Source organism: Corynebacterium sp. c8Ua_99 (assembly GCF_039907185.1).
GTDB classification, from domain to species: domain Bacteria; phylum Actinomycetota; class Actinomycetes; order Mycobacteriales; family Mycobacteriaceae; genus Corynebacterium; species Corynebacterium jeikeium_D.
Genome location: NZ_JASBOG010000004.1, coordinates 65,119 through 80,925, shown reverse-complemented (window position 1 = coordinate 80,925; position 15,807 = coordinate 65,119). Strand labels below are relative to the sequence as shown.

The 15,807-nt window shown below is 59.8% G+C and carries 17 protein-coding genes; 11 read left to right on the top strand and 6 right to left on the bottom strand.

What is annotated here, in order from left to right; all coding sequences use genetic code 11:
• Positions 1 to 72: 72 nt before the first annotated feature.
• Genes QKE19_RS03725 through QKE19_RS03700 form a run of 6 tightly spaced genes read left to right on the top strand, consistent with a single transcriptional unit; the run spans position 73 to position 6,825 of the window.
• On the top strand, positions 73 to 3,249 hold the full coding sequence (locus QKE19_RS03725; protein WP_347890396.1) for a Na+/H+ antiporter subunit A: 3,177 nt from the start codon (positions 73 to 75) through the stop codon (positions 3,247 to 3,249).
• Complete coding sequence (locus tag QKE19_RS03720) at positions 3,246 to 3,761, top strand: Na(+)/H(+) antiporter subunit C (RefSeq protein WP_126108204.1); 516 nt, start codon at positions 3,246 to 3,248, stop codon at positions 3,759 to 3,761. Before QKE19_RS03725 ends, QKE19_RS03720 begins: the two co-directional genes overlap by 4 nt.
• Positions 3,751 to 5,457, top strand: coding sequence for a Na+/H+ antiporter subunit D (locus QKE19_RS03715; RefSeq protein ID WP_347890394.1), 1,707 nt, complete (start codon positions 3,751 to 3,753; stop codon positions 5,455 to 5,457). Before QKE19_RS03720 ends, QKE19_RS03715 begins: the two co-directional genes overlap by 11 nt.
• On the top strand, positions 5,454 to 6,071 hold the full coding sequence (locus tag QKE19_RS03710; protein ID WP_347890393.1) for a Na+/H+ antiporter subunit E: 618 nt from the start codon (positions 5,454 to 5,456) through the stop codon (positions 6,069 to 6,071). Before QKE19_RS03715 ends, QKE19_RS03710 begins: the two co-directional genes overlap by 4 nt.
• Positions 6,068 to 6,478: a monovalent cation/H+ antiporter complex subunit F gene (locus QKE19_RS03705; RefSeq protein ID WP_347890392.1), complete on the top strand. Its 411-nt coding sequence runs from the start codon at positions 6,068 to 6,070 to the stop codon at positions 6,476 to 6,478. Before QKE19_RS03710 ends, QKE19_RS03705 begins: the two co-directional genes overlap by 4 nt.
• Complete coding sequence (locus QKE19_RS03700) at positions 6,475 to 6,825, top strand: monovalent cation/H(+) antiporter subunit G (protein ID WP_016421509.1); 351 nt, start codon at positions 6,475 to 6,477, stop codon at positions 6,823 to 6,825. Before QKE19_RS03705 ends, QKE19_RS03700 begins: the two co-directional genes overlap by 4 nt.
• A 122-nt stretch (positions 6,826 to 6,947) precedes the next feature.
• Here QKE19_RS03700 and QKE19_RS03695 read toward each other — a convergent pair whose 3' ends face one another.
• From QKE19_RS03695 to QKE19_RS03680, 4 genes are all read right to left on the bottom strand, one after another.
• On the bottom strand, positions 6,948 to 8,171 hold the full coding sequence (locus tag QKE19_RS03695; RefSeq protein WP_149420812.1) for a glutamate--cysteine ligase: 1,224 nt from the start codon (positions 8,169 to 8,171) through the stop codon (positions 6,948 to 6,950).
• 17 nt (positions 8,172 to 8,188) lie between these two features.
• Positions 8,189 to 8,746 carry a hypothetical protein gene (locus QKE19_RS03690; RefSeq protein WP_070549995.1) on the bottom strand — a complete coding sequence of 186 codons (558 nt, stop codon included), beginning with the start codon at positions 8,744 to 8,746 and terminating at the stop codon, positions 8,189 to 8,191.
• A gap of 224 nt (positions 8,747 to 8,970) precedes the next feature.
• Positions 8,971 to 9,897 carry a LytR C-terminal domain-containing protein gene (locus tag QKE19_RS03685; RefSeq protein ID WP_239392994.1) on the bottom strand — a complete coding sequence of 309 codons (927 nt, stop codon included), beginning with the start codon at positions 9,895 to 9,897 and terminating at the stop codon, positions 8,971 to 8,973.
• Positions 9,898 to 9,939: 42 nt separating this feature from the next.
• Positions 9,940 to 10,284 carry a DUF3263 domain-containing protein gene (locus tag QKE19_RS03680; RefSeq protein ID WP_239392993.1) on the bottom strand — a complete coding sequence of 115 codons (345 nt, stop codon included), beginning with the start codon at positions 10,282 to 10,284 and terminating at the stop codon, positions 9,940 to 9,942.
• Between the two features lie 198 nt (positions 10,285 to 10,482).
• Here QKE19_RS03680 and QKE19_RS03675 point away from each other — a divergent pair, with 198 nt between their 5' ends.
• Together QKE19_RS03675 and QKE19_RS03670 are read left to right on the top strand one after the other, a co-directional pair.
• Positions 10,483 to 11,064 (top strand): peptide deformylase, encoded by a 582-nt coding sequence (locus QKE19_RS03675; RefSeq protein WP_069358948.1) that lies wholly within the window; start codon positions 10,483 to 10,485, stop codon positions 11,062 to 11,064.
• Positions 11,065 to 11,067: 3 nt separating this feature from the next.
• The gene (locus tag QKE19_RS03670) at positions 11,068 to 12,186 is read left to right on the top strand and encodes a GNAT family N-acetyltransferase (protein ID WP_347890390.1); all 1,119 of its coding nucleotides are present in this window, start codon (positions 11,068 to 11,070) and stop codon (positions 12,184 to 12,186) included.
• A 47-nt stretch (positions 12,187 to 12,233) separates the two neighbouring features.
• Here QKE19_RS03670 and QKE19_RS03665 read toward each other — a convergent pair whose 3' ends face one another.
• Positions 12,234 to 13,061, bottom strand: coding sequence for an RDD family protein (locus tag QKE19_RS03665; RefSeq protein ID WP_347890389.1), 828 nt, complete (start codon positions 13,059 to 13,061; stop codon positions 12,234 to 12,236).
• 121 nt (positions 13,062 to 13,182) lie between these two features.
• On the opposite strand from QKE19_RS03665, the gene QKE19_RS03660 reads away from it, so the two are divergent.
• The 3 genes from QKE19_RS03660 (at position 13,183) to QKE19_RS03650 (ending at position 15,147) form a co-directional block, all read left to right on the top strand.
• On the top strand, positions 13,183 to 13,980 hold the full coding sequence (locus tag QKE19_RS03660; protein WP_347890388.1) for an exodeoxyribonuclease III: 798 nt from the start codon (positions 13,183 to 13,185) through the stop codon (positions 13,978 to 13,980).
• A gap of 243 nt (positions 13,981 to 14,223) precedes the next feature.
• Entirely contained in the window at positions 14,224 to 14,787 is a 564-nt protein-coding gene (locus QKE19_RS03655) for a MarR family winged helix-turn-helix transcriptional regulator (RefSeq protein WP_016421518.1), read from the top strand.
• A gap of 42 nt (positions 14,788 to 14,829) precedes the next feature.
• Positions 14,830 to 15,147, top strand: a complete 318-nt coding sequence (locus QKE19_RS03650) for a hypothetical protein (protein WP_172620224.1) — start codon at positions 14,830 to 14,832, stop codon at positions 15,145 to 15,147.
• Between the two features lie 115 nt (positions 15,148 to 15,262).
• Here QKE19_RS03650 and QKE19_RS03645 read toward each other — a convergent pair whose 3' ends face one another.
• Positions 15,263 to 15,766 carry an NUDIX hydrolase gene (locus QKE19_RS03645; RefSeq protein WP_070858961.1) on the bottom strand — a complete coding sequence of 168 codons (504 nt, stop codon included), beginning with the start codon at positions 15,764 to 15,766 and terminating at the stop codon, positions 15,263 to 15,265.
• Between the last annotated feature and the right edge of the window lie 41 nt (positions 15,767 to 15,807).

The following is a 15,807-nucleotide window of genomic DNA, read 5'->3' as shown; positions in this document are numbered from 1 at the left end:
AACACCGCTTCAAATGCTTAAGTCCCTAAAACGGGGTTGCATGAACTGGCGTGTTCCAATCATTATGGAATAGTGACTTCTCTCCTGTGCATCCTGTTCGTTACGGCAGCGCTTGCACCATGGACGATTAAGTGGCTCGGAACCCGCGGGTTCCTCGTACTCAGCCTCCCGCTGGCAGGCGGTGCCATCTACACCGGCACCCATCTCGTTCGCTTAGCTCTAGACAATGGCAACGGGGAAACTTCCGCACTCACGCACCCCGCCGTCACGCATTTTTCGTGGATGCCCATTATCCACTTGGATGTAAACCTGCGATTAGGTCCTATTGAATCGCTCTTCGGCACGCTGGTTTTGACCATCGGCTTTCTCGTACTGGTGTACTGCTCCGGTTACTTCATCAACCCGCCACTCGGCAAACGTCGCCGCGTAGGTTCCTTCGCAGCCCAAATGATCGCCTTCGCTGCGGCGATGTACGGCCTGGTCATCAGCGACAGCATCATGCTGATGTTCGTCTTCTGGGAAATTACCTCGGTTCTGTCCTTCCTCCTGGTGGGCTACTACGCCGAGCGCGCCTCCTCCCGTCGCGCAGCAGGCCAGGCGCTCCTGGTCACGACGCTGGGTGGCCTCATCATGCTGGTCGGTATCGTTCTGATGGGAGTGACCACCGGTTTCTGGAACTTCTCCGAACTCACCGCGCCTGGCGCTCTGACAGCGGCACAGCTGGACTCCACGGCAGTATCCACGGCCGCAATCCTGCTGGTCGTTGGTGCGCTGTCGAAGTCCGCTATCGCGCCCTTCCACTTCTGGCTACCCGGTGCAATGGCCGCCCCTACCCCGGTTTCTTCCTTCCTGCATTCGGCAGCGATGGTCAAAGCCGGTGTGTTCCTGGTTGCCCGGCTCGCGCCGACCTTCAATGACACCAACGCGTGGCAGCCAATCATCATCCCGCTCGGCCTCTTGACCATGATCATGGCCGGCTGGATGGCCCTGCGCCAGAAGGATCTCAAGCTGATTATGGCGTATGGCACTGTCAGCCAGTTGGGATTCATCATCACAGTCGCGTCGATAGGCACGCGTGCGACGATGCTGGCAGCCCTGGCACTGACGCTCGGCCATGCCATGTTCAAGGCCGCGCTGTTTATGGTCGCGGGCACAATTGACAGGCTGACTGGTACGCGCGATATCCGTGAGCTCTCTGGGCTCGGTAGAAAGTCGCCGCAGTTGCTGGTGATTTCGATTCTCGCCGCTGCATCGATGATGGGTGTGCCGCCGTTCTTCGGCTTCGTCGCCAAGGAAGCTGCGCTGGAGGCCACGCTCAATGCTGATCCGCTGCATGGGATGCCGTCGGTGTTTACCACCATTGGCCTCGTCGTGGGTTCGATTCTGACCGTAGCGTACTCGCTGTACCTGCTGCGCGCCGCGTTTGCGACCAAGTCCAGCACCCCCGCCAGCGGCGGTGGCACTTCCCCTGCCGTGGCAGAGATGGATTCCCCGACGTGGGATCAGATTGGCCCGGCTTGGCTGTTGGCGCTGGCAGGTTTGGTTTTCGGCCTGGTTCCCCGCGTCCTCGACTCGATTATCTCGCCCTACCTCACCAGCGCATTCCCGAATACGGAAGCAGAAACGCACCTGGCGCTCTGGCACGGATTCACCCTTCCGCTGGCACTGACGGCCACAATTCTACTCGTGGGTGCCATCATGCATTGGCAGCGTAATCTGGTGCGTCAGCTGCAGTTTGATCAGCCGGCTCTCGGTAGTGCCGATGCGCTTTACGACGGAATCCTGGACTTGGCCCGCCGTCTTTCTCTCCGTGTCACTGCTGCGACCCAGCGTGGTTCCCTCCCGTTGAATGAAGCGGTCATTTTGCTGACCCTCATCGTGCTGTCCATCGGTGCGTTGTTGCTCGGCGAGCGCGATGAGCTGCGAATGGAACTGTGGGGCTCTGCTCCGCAGGGTGCAGTTGCGCTCATCATGATTATCGCGGCGCTGGCCGCTACCCGGCAGAAGAACAGGCTTTCCGGGGTCATCCTGGTAGGCGTGACAGGCTACGGCTTGGCCATTATTTTCGCCATGTACGGCGCTCCTGACTTGGCCCTGACGCAGCTGCTGGTCGAGACGGTCTCAATGATTATTTTCGTGTTGGTGTTGCGTACGCTCTCCCCGCGGGCACCGGCATCGAACCCGAGGTGGACACGACACCGTGCTTGGTTGGCCATTGCAGTCGGTGTCACGGTTCCCGTGTTGGCCGCCTACGCCATGGGCTCCCGTCGTACTGAGCCAATCTCGGGCGACATTCCGCCGCTGGCGCACGATATTGGACACGGCCAGAATGCAGTCAACGTACTGCTTGTCGACATCCGCGCCTGGGACACCTTCGGTGAAATCACCGTGCTGGTGATGGTGGCTCTGGGGATTACCTCACTGGTCTTCCGCACGCATACCATGCATATGCGTTCAAAGATTAAGCCGCAGCGGAATCGAGCTCGCCGCACCAACCGTTGGTTGAACACTCTCGATGAGTCCGGTGAAGCCGAGCGGTTGCGCTACCCGATCATGGTGCTGGTGGCATCGCGCGTGCTCTTCCCCGCCATGATGGTGGTTTCCTTCTATCTCTTTTTTGCCGGCCATAACGATGTCGGCGGTGGCTTCGCCGGTGGTCTCGTGGCTGCGCTGGCACTGACCATGCGTTATCTCATCGGTGGTCGTCGTGAGTTGGCGGCAACTCTGCCGATTCCTAACGAGATGCTTCTCGGCGGCGGTTTGCTGGTGTCGGCACTCAGCGCGTTGTGGCCACTGTTTGTGGGGTGGGCACCGCTAACTTCTACGTATGGCTCGCGGGAAATTCCGCTGCTCGGAGATGTCACTGTTGTCTCCCCGATGCTCTTTGACCTGGGCGTATACATGATCGTGGTTAGCACGATTGTCTACATCCTGCGCAGTTTGGGCGGTGGCATCGACGCTCAGATAAACCTTCGCGCTGAGCGTGATCGTTCACGTCGTGTGAATCGAGCCGCACTCGGCCAGTCCCGCCAGCTGCGCAGCAAGTTGGCGGCGGCTAAGCCCGCAGGTGTTAAGTCCGCAGGCGCCAAGACTGCAAGTGCGAAGCCAACCGGTGCCAAGCCTGCAAGTGCCAAGACTGCAGGCGCCAAAACAGCGGCAGATGCACGGACTGCGACCAACACCACCGAGTCAGAGGCATCACAACCGACCGCCCCAGCTAGGACCGAAGGAAAGGACACTCACCAGTGATTCTCAATTTTGTTCTGCTGGCTACTGTCGGCACGCTGATCGCCGCCGGGGTGTACCTGTTCCTCGATCGTTCGTTGACCAGGATGCTCATGGGACTGTTGCTGATGGGCAACGGTATCAACCTGCTCATCCTGCTTGGCTCTGGTTCGCCGGGGCGCCCACCGATTTGGGATAGGGAATCGCTAGTCAGCGATGCTCAGGCGGACTCGCTGCCCCAGGCCTTTATCCTCACCGCGATTGTTATCTCTATGGGCATGACCGCCTTCCTGTTGGCTCTGCTCTATCGCCAGCACCGCTACCACATCGGCGATCACGTGCAGGATGACCACGAGGACCGCAACCTGGCACTGCGTCGCGCCAGCGACCCGTCGGCTGCTCCGGATCACGACAAGTCCGACGACCCCACCACCGGTCGTCCCACGGAGGCCGGAGATAACTTCGGTCCGGTCAGTTTCGAAAAGCCCGTGACCCCACCATCAAACACCCCAGGAGGTGACGACGATGATGACTGAGCAACTAATTCTGGCACTCATTCCGCTGCCTATCATCGTCCCCGCCGCCACCGCCGCAATTGCTCTGCTGCTGGCACGTTTTCCCAAAGCACAGCAGGCGATCGCGCTGTTTTCACTCGGCAGCCTGCTGGGAGTCGCCAGCGCCTTGGTGTACCTGATTTATGCCCACGGCATCCACACGGTCCAGGTTGGCGGCTGGGACGCACCAATCGGCATCACACTCGTGGCCGACAACCTCGCAGTGTTGATGATTACTGTCTCGCAGCTCGTCCTCTTCGCCGTGATGTGGTTCGGCATCGGCCAGGGCATTAGCGATGGCGATGAAGACGAGCCCATCTCCGTCTTCGTTCCGACGTACATGCTGCTCAACATGGGTGTCTCAATGGCCTTCCTGGCTGGCGACCTGTTCAACATGTATGTCGGTTTCGAGGTTCTGCTCGTAGCCTCCTACGTGCTGCTCACCTTGGGGGCATCGTCGTCACGCATTCGCGCAGGCGTGTCGTATGTGATGGTCAACATGCTGTCCTCGATGGTGTTCCTGCTGGCGATTGGCCTGGTTTATCAGGCGGTCGGCACGGTGAACTTCGCGCACATTTCCCTGCGCATGGAAGCCATCCCCGACGGCACCCGCACCGCAATCTTCGCAGTGCTGCTCGTCGCCTTCGCAGTGAAAGCGGCGGTGTTCCCGCTGTCGGCATGGCTGCCGGACTCCTACCCCACCGCACCGTCGATGGTCACCGCGGTCTTCGCGGGTCTGCTGACGAAGGTGGGTGTCTACGCAATCATCCGCACGCGCAGTGTCGTTTTCCCCGACGGCAGGCTTGACGACGTCCTGATGTGGGCCGGCCTGGCGACAATGCTCATGGGCATTCTCGGTGCCATGGCCCAAAATGACATCAAACGTCTCTTGTCATTTACGCTGGTGTCCCATATCGGTTACATGATCTTCGGTATTGCCGTCGGCAATACGCTGGGCCTCGGCGGCGCCATCTTCTACATCGTCCACCACATTCTGGTGCAGACGGCGCTGTTCCTGGTGGTCGGGCTTATCGAACGCCAGGCGGGCTCGTCCTCCCTGCGCAGTCTGGGCGGTCTGGCCAAGTCGTCGCCGCTGCTGGCGCTGCTATACCTGGTCCCCGCGCTCAACCTCGGTGGTATCCCGCCGTTCTCGGGCTTCCTGGGCAAGGTCATGCTGATTGAGGCCGGTGCGCACAACGGATCCGCCACCGCGTGGATCCTGGTTGCGGGATCTATCATCACCAGCCTGCTGACTCTCTACACCATGATTCTCGTCTGGTCGAAGGCATTCTGGCGCGACCGTTCCGATGCCCCCGAGGGCGACACCGTGCTGGCACACCCAGCCACACTTCGGGAAAAAACTCAGATGGTTGCTATCTCAGAGCGTGACGACGTCGGCAGGATGCCACTCGGCATGGTGATGCCGACGGCCCTGCTGGTGATTGCCTCCGTGGGCGTCACTGTTTTGGCCGGTCCACTGTCCAATGTGGCGACCTCAGCGGCAAGCAATGTCGCGAATGTCGATGAGTACCGCGCGGCAGTTCTCGGTATCGACTCGGCCGATGACAAGGGCCTGGAGCAGTTGGAAAACCCTGGCCGCACCAAGAGCCCGTGGAAGTCGGATCCGGTGACCGAACATGCCACCAGCACGCTGGAAGGAGCAGGTGAAAGCTCATGAGTAAAGCGCGCGCTAAGGTGGCCGCAAAACGACCACCTCGTATTTCAATCCTGCTGTTCCTGTTCACACTGATTATTTGGGTCATGCTGTGGGGCGAAGTGACATTTGCCAATGTGCTTTCGGGGATTCTGGTAGCCACGTTGCTCAACCTCGCCATGCCTATCCCGCCAAACAGCGCGCTGGATATCAACTTCGGTGGCATGGTGCGACTGTTCGGTTCCTGGACAATCGACTTTGTGAAGGCCTCAATCAGTGTCTCCTGGCTGGCCATCCGACGAGCTGATCCACCACCGACGGCCATCATTAAGGTCCCTATGCGCACCAATGACGATATTTCGCTCACGACTGCAATGGCACTGATTAACTTGCAGCCGGGCGGAATCATCGTGGACATCGACAAGCGGGAAAAGACGCTGACCATGCACATTCTCGACGCGTCGTCGACGAGCAAGGTGGCCGAGCAAATCAACCAGCTGACTCGAATCGAGCGTCGGGTTATTCGAGCGTTCGAAAACCGCGATGTCAACGAGCAACCGACCAAGTCGGTGCCAAGCGACAACCAAGTGAGCGGCGACAAGAGCGGCGAGAAGAGCAGCAAAAGGAGTAGCCGATGAACCCGGAAGTTTTTAACACTCTGCTCGGAGTGGCTGCCGCAGGCTATTTCATTGCGGTGATGATTACCCTCGGGCACATGATTGCCGGTCCAAACTCACTGGACCGCCTGGTGGCGCTGGAGTCGACGACTGCAATGCTGCAGGGCATGCTCGCTGCGTTCATGGCCTGGAGCCTGGACACTTCGGTGGTCTACCCAATGCTCATCATTGCGCTGCTCGGTTTCCTGTCTTCGCTGGCGGTTGCCAAGTTCCGTGTTCCGGATGACGGAAAGCAGCCCGCAAAGAGCTCCCGGAAGGGTGCGGCGAAAGCAGCCGGAAAGGTCGCCACAAAGAAAACCGCACAGAAAGCGGCGCCTAAGGCAACACCGACAACGGCTCCGAAAACAGTGAAGGGAGAGTCCAGATGATTCTCGTGGCAGACATTATCGCCATCACACTCATTCTCACCGGAATGCTACTGTGCGTTGCAGCGTCCGTGGGATTGATACGCTTCCGCGACACCATCAGTCGGATGCACGCATCCTCCAAGCCACAAACACTGGGGCTAATTTTGACGCTGTCGGGCTCGCTTGTGCACGTCGCCACGCACGCGTCAGCTCACACAACTACTAGCAGTGACTTGGCTCTGTTGACCCTGATTATCCTGTTTGCTCTGGGTACATCGCCGATTGTTAGTAACCGCGTTGGCCACGAGGCGTTCAAGGAGAGGCTCGTCGACGAGGACAGTCTGGCCCGCGATGACAGCCGGGAATAACGAGAGGACAATGGCCTTAAGTTACTGGCTGAGTTTATGACAAAGTGACTAGGTTTATGCACCTCAAAAGTGCTATAAGCCTAGTCACTATTTTTGTCTAGGCACACACCGCTTAACGACGGCTAGTCGCTCACCTGCTCGTGGAAATCTGCAGGCGCTATCGGATGCCCGGCGCGCAGTTCCTGCACTGCAAGATCCACAGCGGCCCGCCACGGGGTGTGGCCAATGCGCTCTTCGTTCGCCCGTACGTCGTCCTCGGTAGCCATCGAAGGCAGCGCCCCGGCCGCATCCGCCACAGTGCGCTGACGCTCGTATGCCGCGCCCATTTCCACGATGTTGTTGATGAATTCCAGTTCGGCTCGGCAGCCCAGTTCGTCGGCAAGCGGGGCGAGCTGAACCACAAGCTCACAGAGTTCATCGCGAACCCACCGCTCGTCGGTATCGCGATTGACGATGACCAGCGCGTCCATCCCATAGCGAGCGGCGCGCCACTTGTTTTCGGCGATGTGCCAGGACTGCAGTGACGGTAGTTCCTCGCCAGCCTCCCACATGCGGTCGTAGTAAACCGTCAGGCAGTGCGTCAATGCCACGATAGCGGCGAGTTCCTGCAGGTTAGAGGTGGCGTCGGCGACACGAATCTCAACGGTGCCGTACTTTGATGCCGGGCGGATGTCCAAGTGCATCGAGCCGGTGTGGTTGATGACGCCGGAGCGGGACTGGTCGTGCATGTAGGACTCCCACTCGGGCCAGGTGTAAATCGCCGGCGGCTGACCCGCGGTGGGAAGCTGCTGGTAGAGCAGGCTTCGGTTGGAAGCGTAACCCATGTCCTCGCCGTTCCAGGCCGGTGAGGAGGCAGACAGCGCCAACATGTGCGGCAGCTTCGTTGCCAGAGCCTGAATAATCGGCCAAACGCGTTCGGAGTCTTTAATGCCTACGTGGACGTGGACTCCCCAGATAATCATCTGGTTCCCCCACCACTGAGTGCGGTTGATGATTTCGGAGTAGTGCCCCTTGGCACTGACCTGCTGAGCAGTACCGCGGGCGAACGGATGCGAGCCCGATGACCACACATCCACCCCAACGCGGTCAGCGGCGTCGAGAACCATATCCAGCTGGCTTTGGAGCTCCGCTACGGCATCGGGCACGTTCATGTGCACACCGGTGACGAGCTCTACAGTGTTGGCGAGGAACTCGCGCTGGAGCCCATGTCCGGGATGCTCCGCATCGATGATGTCGAGCACCTCGGCGGCAGCGGGGGCGGTGTCGCGCGTTCGTCGGTCAACGAACGCCACTTCCCATTCCACTCCCAGAGATGGCTGCGCCGATCCGGAAAATTGCTCAGTCATACCGCTATTTTTTCACACTAGGAGTCGTTTTCCTCAGTTGGCTCCGTCCAGGTGACGGTTTTTGCGCAGGAAGCAAGGTCACCGTTGGAATCGACAAGCGCAACTGTGGTGAAACTGTCTTCATCCACCTTGGACGGAACGTTCCAGACATCTGCATTCCGTTTGTCATCGACGTGCACTTCGCCGATGACACCTAACCCCTCAGCTGCGGGACTGCCTATGCCACTGCAGCCAGATGCACCGCGCGCCTGCACTGTGTACTTACCCTTATCCAAGGTAGTGAACTGACCTTTTTCGTCGGAAAGGCCCATCCACCCCTTGGCGCTCATAACCTGGACAGTTGCCAGCATTTTCATTGATCCGTCGTCGTTTGTGCGGATGAAGTTATAGGCGCTGACTCGCTCGGTCAGCTTCGGTGCAGCCGGATCTACGCTCACGGGCGCAGTGCTTGACGACGCGTCCGCGTTCCCGTCTTTGTCACTGCTGGATTCAACCCCTGAGCAGGAAACCAACAGTGTTGCAGCACAACCCAACGCGGTGGCGACAGCAACGCGACGACGCATTACGGCGAACATAAAAACCTCACAGACCTCACTGGCTACTAGCAGAATACTAGTACCCCTTTTTCAGCCGTGATCTGTTTGAGACTGCAAAATATGCAAAAGCCCCGCGTAGGCCATGAAATGTGTGGCTTACGCGGGGCTTGGGAAGCTATGGGGGGGCTTCGTACCACGGCGGCAGGTCTTGACGCTTAGGCCGCAGACCTAAGTGAGAGACCGAAGTCCGGTGGGCCGGGAGTCTAGTGAGCCGGGTCAGTGGCGACCACGACGATTCCCGCCGGAGCGTCCCGGAGACGGTCATCGCGAGGTGCGGCTTCCCAACCGTTGTCGTGCGCAATCTGCTCAGCAGCGGCCTTTTCCTCTTCGTTCCTCGGGTCGAAGTAGACGGTGGTCTTCTCCCACACACCCATCTTCTCTTCAGGAGCGTTGCCGGTCTCGCCGGCACCCCATCCCTGCTCGCCCATCTGCTTGGACAGGTCATCGGCAAGGCCCACGACCTCAGAGTTGTTCAGGACACTGACCTTGACAGTCTTGCGGTCAATCTGTGGCGCTTCGTTGGCCTCATCCTGTGCCGGCGGATTCTCCGCGGGAGGAACCGGTTTGCCTGGCTCATTTGCCGGTGGCGGCAGGACCTCGCCGTCAGCATCTCCAGCAGCACCATCCTTTGCCGGATCCCTGCCGTTGGCCGATTCAGCAGGCGCACCAGAGTCAGCCGGAGCGGATGCCGAGGTGTCATTCGGGCCGGTGTTCTCAGCATCGTCGCCACGCGTGCTGAGTGCGTAGGCACCGTAGGCGACCAGGCACACGCCGATAGCGAGCAGCACGATAGCGAGAACGCGCATGTAGCGGCCATCACCGGCACCGTCGCCGATGTCGCCGTCATCAGCACCATCAGCAGCTGCGGAATTACTAGCAGCAGCCCGAGAGCCAGCACCGGTAGTGGCGGCAGCGGTAGCACCAGCAGCGGCTGCGCCAGCGGCCGGGGCCGCAGATCTGGGAGCTGCGTGTTGAGCATCCGACGGCTCGGAGTACGCGTGAGCGCCGCCAGCGGCGGGAGCCTCCGCGTAATCGCTGTACTCATCGAAGTCGTCGTAGTCGTCATCGAGTCGATGACGGCCCGGACGCGGCGAATTCTGAGGGTTTAGTTGGTCAGACACATCCCACATCCTATATGTTCTGCCGCCGAACCGTGAAGTGAAACTTGAACCTTATGCGTCGTGGTTGTCCCGCACGGCGCGCAGCCGATGAACCAACACGGGTTCGGCTGCTTCGGCTGCTGGAGAGTCGAGAAGTCGCGAAAGTACCTGGTGGTAGCGGATTGTGTTGTTGCCGAAGTCCTCGGCAAAGCGACGTCGAATTGCCTCCTGTCGCGCACCGGCCATACGCGGTCCACGGCGGGCAACTTTCAGCCATTCTTTCTCAAAATCCAGCATTTTCTGAGCCAAAACGGGTTCAATGCCGCTGGTATCACCCACGAGTCCGAGATGCTCGGATGAGTCAAGCCGCCGCTCGGCCTCAGGTTCGTGGCTGCCACCTATGGGCTCCTTGCTCACCACTTTCCGCACCCCGCTTTCCTTCTCGCTCGCCCTGATCCTCTATTCTGCACGACACTGTCTATGCAGATACTTAGTGAAGATACATCGTCAGATCTAGCCACCCAGCCTCACCTACGCCCCACCTACAACTCCCTGACACAACTCGGACATCACCAGGCGATTTAGAAAACATGGACGCCGAGTAGAATCAGCGGCATGACTATCCGTCCCATTGTGATTGCCGGAGACCCCGTTCTCCACACTCCTACCCAGCCGGTGACCGAGGATGTCTCCGAGCTGCGCGAGCTCATCGAGGACATGTACGAAACCATGGACCGCGCCCACGGTGTGGGGCTGGCTGCCAACCAGGTGGGTGTCGGCAAGCGCCTGTTCGTCTACAACTGCCCCGATGACGACGATGTCTGGCACCGCGGCTGCGTCATCAATCCGGTGCTGACCACCAGTGAAATCCCGAAGACCATGCCTAACGACGACGGCTCCGATGACGAAGGCTGCCTCTCTGTACCCGGCCTGTCCTTCCCCACCAACCGCGCGGAGAAGGCTGTCGTCACCGGTCTGGATGAAAACGGCGAAGAGGTTCGCATCGAGGCCACCGGTTTCTTCGCCCGCTGCATGCAGCACGAGGTCGGCCACCTGGACGGGTTCCTCTACACCGATTGCCTCACCGGTCGTTGGAAGCGCATGGCCAAGAAGGAAATCAAGCGCGCCGGTTGGACCGAGGGCGGCCTGACCTGGATGCCGGGCGTGGATCCGGATCCGTTCGGCCACGAGGATTAGATCGTGGCGGATAGGCAATTGGAGTCGTCGGCAAGCGAAAATGCAGCACAGAAGCTACCGATTTCCCGTTGGGGTGTCGGTGAAGTGGCGGTGGGACGTCGTGTCATTGTGCGGCGCGCGCTGACCGATGAAGAGGCAATGGCCAGCGGCAAGAAGACTACGGACGTCATTGGGCACGTGCTCAGTATGGATCCGTTCGTCGTGCGTCCGCAGCTTCGCGCCGGCGTGCGTGCCGACGAGTCCGTGGCAGCAGTGGACTTTAGCGATAAGCACATTTTGATTGTGAAGGCCCTCCCCGATCATCCGGTGCGCAATTCGGATATTCGCGCCGTGGAAACTGCGACAGCGAAGGCCTTCCCGGGTATCGCGCACGTGGTGGAGTCGGGCTGGCTGCTGCGTGCGGGCGACGGCATCACGGAGCGTTCCAACTCCGCACTGCCGCTCGAGCCCGGAGCCAGCACTCAGCCGGTGCCGCTGGAGAAAATTAAGTCGTTTTACGATTCCCATGATTTGCCGGTGCGGATTGCGGTTCCGGATCGGATCGCCAAGCCTGCACAGGCACTGGTCGCAGGGCCGGAGTGGACGGTCGGGCCGGACATTGTGGTTATGACGCGCTCCCTCGATGGGGACTTGCCGCCCGCTGAGTTGGCAACTGAACCGAACAGCGCCGAGTTGGCAGACGTGCAGGTGGACATCGCTGATCAGCCTGACGACGACTGGCTGGAGCTCTACCACTTCCGCGGCACTACACTGCCCGAGCATGCGCTGCAGTTCCTGCGCAATGAAATTGACGGCCGTATGTGTTTCGGTCGGCTCCAAGTCCCTGACGACAGTGCACCTGAGGGCATGCGCACAGTAGCTATTACGCGCGGCACGCTGACCGAATCGGAGGACGGCCGCGTGTGGCTTGGATTCTCCGCCGTGGAAGTCGCAGCCGATATGCGCCGCCGAGGACTTGGCACCCTACTGGGAATTCAGATGATGCACTGGGGTGCGCAGCACGGGGCAGATTCGGCATATCTGCAGGTATTGGGCTCGAATGAGGCTGGCATTGCGCTGTACCGGACGCTCGGTTTTACCGAGCACCACCGGCACCGCTACGCGGAGCTGACAGGGGCTTAGGGGCCGGGGGCTTACGTTTCGGCCCTGCCCTGCTCGCCCTGATCGCCCTACTTCCCGCGCTTAACCCGTTTAGTCCGCTTCAGCTGCTTGCCCTGCTGCTCCTTGTTGTCCATGCGATTGTCCATGCGGCGCTGTCCGCGCTGCAGCTCGCGCGTCTCCGGCTTTTCCACCACTCGGGTGCGAACCGAGAGTTCATGGCGCCCTCGCCCCAGCGGATCGCGTGAGGCAGCCATCGCAATCCAGCCAGCCAGGCCCGCAGAGACAAACCAACCGGCGACCGGAATCATCGACGGCAGAATCCAGGCATTGCGCACAAAACCATCGCGGGCTGAAACTGGCATCCCGTGTGCACCTTCAATTTTCATGCCCATGGCGTGCTTACCCGGAGAACCGTCGAAGATGGAGTCTCCCGCCACGCGGTAGAGGTAAAAACCACCGGGACCGAGGAAGAGGCTGATCAGCATCACCATTACGCCGCTGTCGGATGTCCCCGCGATGCTAGCGAGAACTGCAATAAAGGCAATCAACGCAGTGTAGATGACAGAATCCACCAGCAGCGCACCACCACGACGCACCACAGGGGCATTGGCCAGATTGGGGTCGAAGCCCAGGTGTACTGCCATTTGAGCGGTCAGCGGTGCAACTTTGGGGTTAGTGCTGAGCTCACCGAAGGAAGACACCCCGTAGCTAGCGGGGTACCCGCTCTCGTAGCCGACCGGAATGTTTGCTACCGGATATGGCACATCCTGATACGGCATTGCCGCACCGTACGCCGCATATGTGTCGTGCTCCCGATAAGCATTCCTGCCACTACTACTCAGGTAATCCGCCGGACTGTACTCGCCGCCGTAACGGCGATCGTCCCAGTTAGCCAACCTCGAAACTCCCTTTCCTACCGGGCTTCCGCCCACCTAGTCCGCTTTTGTCCGCCTATTTTGTCACTGCTTTATTCAACGCATGAGGCCGCCGTTTCGTTCCCCTTTTACAATCGTTGATATGCGAATCTGTGTCTGGAACGTCAATTCGGCTCGAACCCGCCTCGACCGAATGGTGGAAATGCTGCGCCGGAATGACATTGATGTCCTGGCCGTCCAGGAAACCAAGTGCAGGGACGACCAATTCCCCACCGCTGCTTTTGAAGAGCTGGGATACCAAGTCGCCCACCACGGCCTGAATCAGTGGAATGGCGTTGCCATCATCTCCCGCGTCGGCCTTGAGGACATCCAGGCAGGGTTCCCCGGTCAGCCCGGTTTCAACAAGGACCCCGACGCAACTCCCACATTGGAGGCCCGCCATATCGCTGCTACCTGCGCTGGCGTGCGCATCCACAGCCTCTACATCCCGAACGGCCGCGACATCACCGACCCGCACTTCGAGTACAAGCTCGAATTTTTGGAGCGGCTCCGTCAGCACATCATCGCCACGCTTGACGACGACCCGGAGGCCACCTTCATGATGGGCGGCGACTTCAACATCGCCCCGACCGACGGCGATGTCTGGTCAATGGCAGCCTTCGCGGGGAAAACACATGTCACACCACCTGAACGCGCAGCTTTCTATGCGCTGGAGCAGGCGGGTATGAAGGAAGTAACTCGCCATTTCACTCCAAACCAGTGGACCTACTGGGATTACAAGGCCGGCCGCTTTTTCAAGGATGAGGGCATGCGCATCGACTTCCAGCTCGCCTCCCCCACCCTCGCGGCAAAGGCGTCCGCCGGATTCATCGACATCGAAGAGCGTCAGGGCAAAGGCGCATCCGACCATGCTCCGGTGATTGTGGATTACGAAGTGTAGATAAACGCGGCGGAAAACCGCGTAGGCCTAGTTCCTTCTAGGGGGTGTCGCTGGGGCCGTCGTAAAGCGGAGTTCTTGCTGCCAGCCCCTAAAATCAGGGGCAGAAATGGGCGATAAAGCACCCGCACAACACTTATGAGCCTAACTTTTTGTTCAATCTACAAATTTTCACCACAGAAAGTTATTTCGACGATATAAGGTGTTTATTCAGAACATCAATTCATTACGTCGGGAAGGAAGATCATGACTTCTGCACGCTCCCCTCAGCGCACCACTACCCCGGAGCCAGCGAGCGGCTTCCCCACCGCGGATGACTCAACTGAGTCCGATGAATCCCTGCGCGAAAGCGTGCAGAAGATTTCCATCGGCCTGTATGACTTCCTTGCGTCGACTCGCCGCCTCGGTGAGCGCCCGAATGCCAGGATGGACATTTCCCAGTCGGAAATGGAAGTACTGCACTTTATTTCGACCCACCCGGGCTGCGGCGTATCCGACATTGCACGCCTGCGTTTCCTGCGCCCGTCCAACGTTTCGGCAACAGTCCGCCGTCTACTCGACAACGGGCTAATTGAACGCGAGAACAATGCAAAGGATCGCCGTGCGCAGAACCTCTATGTCTCCAGCGATGGCGAGACCCTGCTGGAGCAGCTTATCGACCACTGGGGTGCGCTGGTGTACGAAATTGTGCGGACGATGTCGCAAAAGGACGTGCGTGCGCTAATTAAGGCACTGCCTTCGCTGCTGAAGCTGGCGGAGCACTCGGAAAGCTATGTTGAGGAGCACCAGCGCCGCCAGGAGCCGTTCTAAAAGCGCGCCGCTAAACCCTTCTTACTAGGTACGATGATGCTCATGGCTATTACTTTGAAGAAGGCAAAAGACGTAAAGACCGCTCCATTGGTGGCCACCGGCCTCATCGGCGGCTGGCTCACCGCTCGCGAAACAGGCATTCGCCCGCTCGGTGGCGTCATCTTGGGCGCCGCCGGCGCATATGCAGCACGCACCTGGAACGCAAAGACCGGCGCCCTGGGAGCCACTGGTCTGGTGGCCGCCTACCTCGGCGCTTTCGGCCTCTCACACCCGCTGGCTAAGAAGATTGGCGCATGGCCGTCCGTCCTGACCGTCACCGCGCTGGCTGCTGGCGCAGCAGCAGTTGCCGACTCCAAGTAAGCAACAAGTAGACAAGCCGCTCTCCCGACTTAAAAGTCGCGCCGGGGAGCGGCTTTGGTGTGCCAATCTCAGCGTGCAGCCTCAATGGGCGGTGTAAACCTCAGGCCTTAGCTACCTAGTCAAGGGCCTCCAGCAATTTCTCGAGGTGCGCGCGCACCCGGGGCCACGATTCCACGAAAGGCGGCAGCAGATCGAGGCTATCGACGTCGTCAAGCGGAATCCAGCGCAGCTCCAGGGACTCTTCGTTCGGATTCGTCTCCAGCTCTTCGGCAGCTAGTGCGTAAACCGTGTGGTACTTCCAGCCGCCGGCGAGCTCGGGGCGGCCCGGATCGGCCGGGAAGGGGCCGGTGGTGACCTGCGTGTCGAGGATGCGAAGCTGATGCTCCAGCAGCCCAGTTTCCTCAGCCGTTTCACGCAGCGCGGTCGCCTCAGGAGTCTCATGAGAATCACAAGCCCCACCAGGAACACCCCACGTTAGGGGGAACGATGTCCAGTCAGCTCGATACTGCATAAGCACCGTGCGCTGAGGGCTCACAATCAGCAGCCCTGCAGCTCCGAAGCGTCCCCAGCAGCGCGTACCGTTGGGGCCGGCCGCCCAACCATTTCCATCCTGAAGCATGTCTCCACCCTACGCCAGATACCCTTGTGTTTTCCGTCACA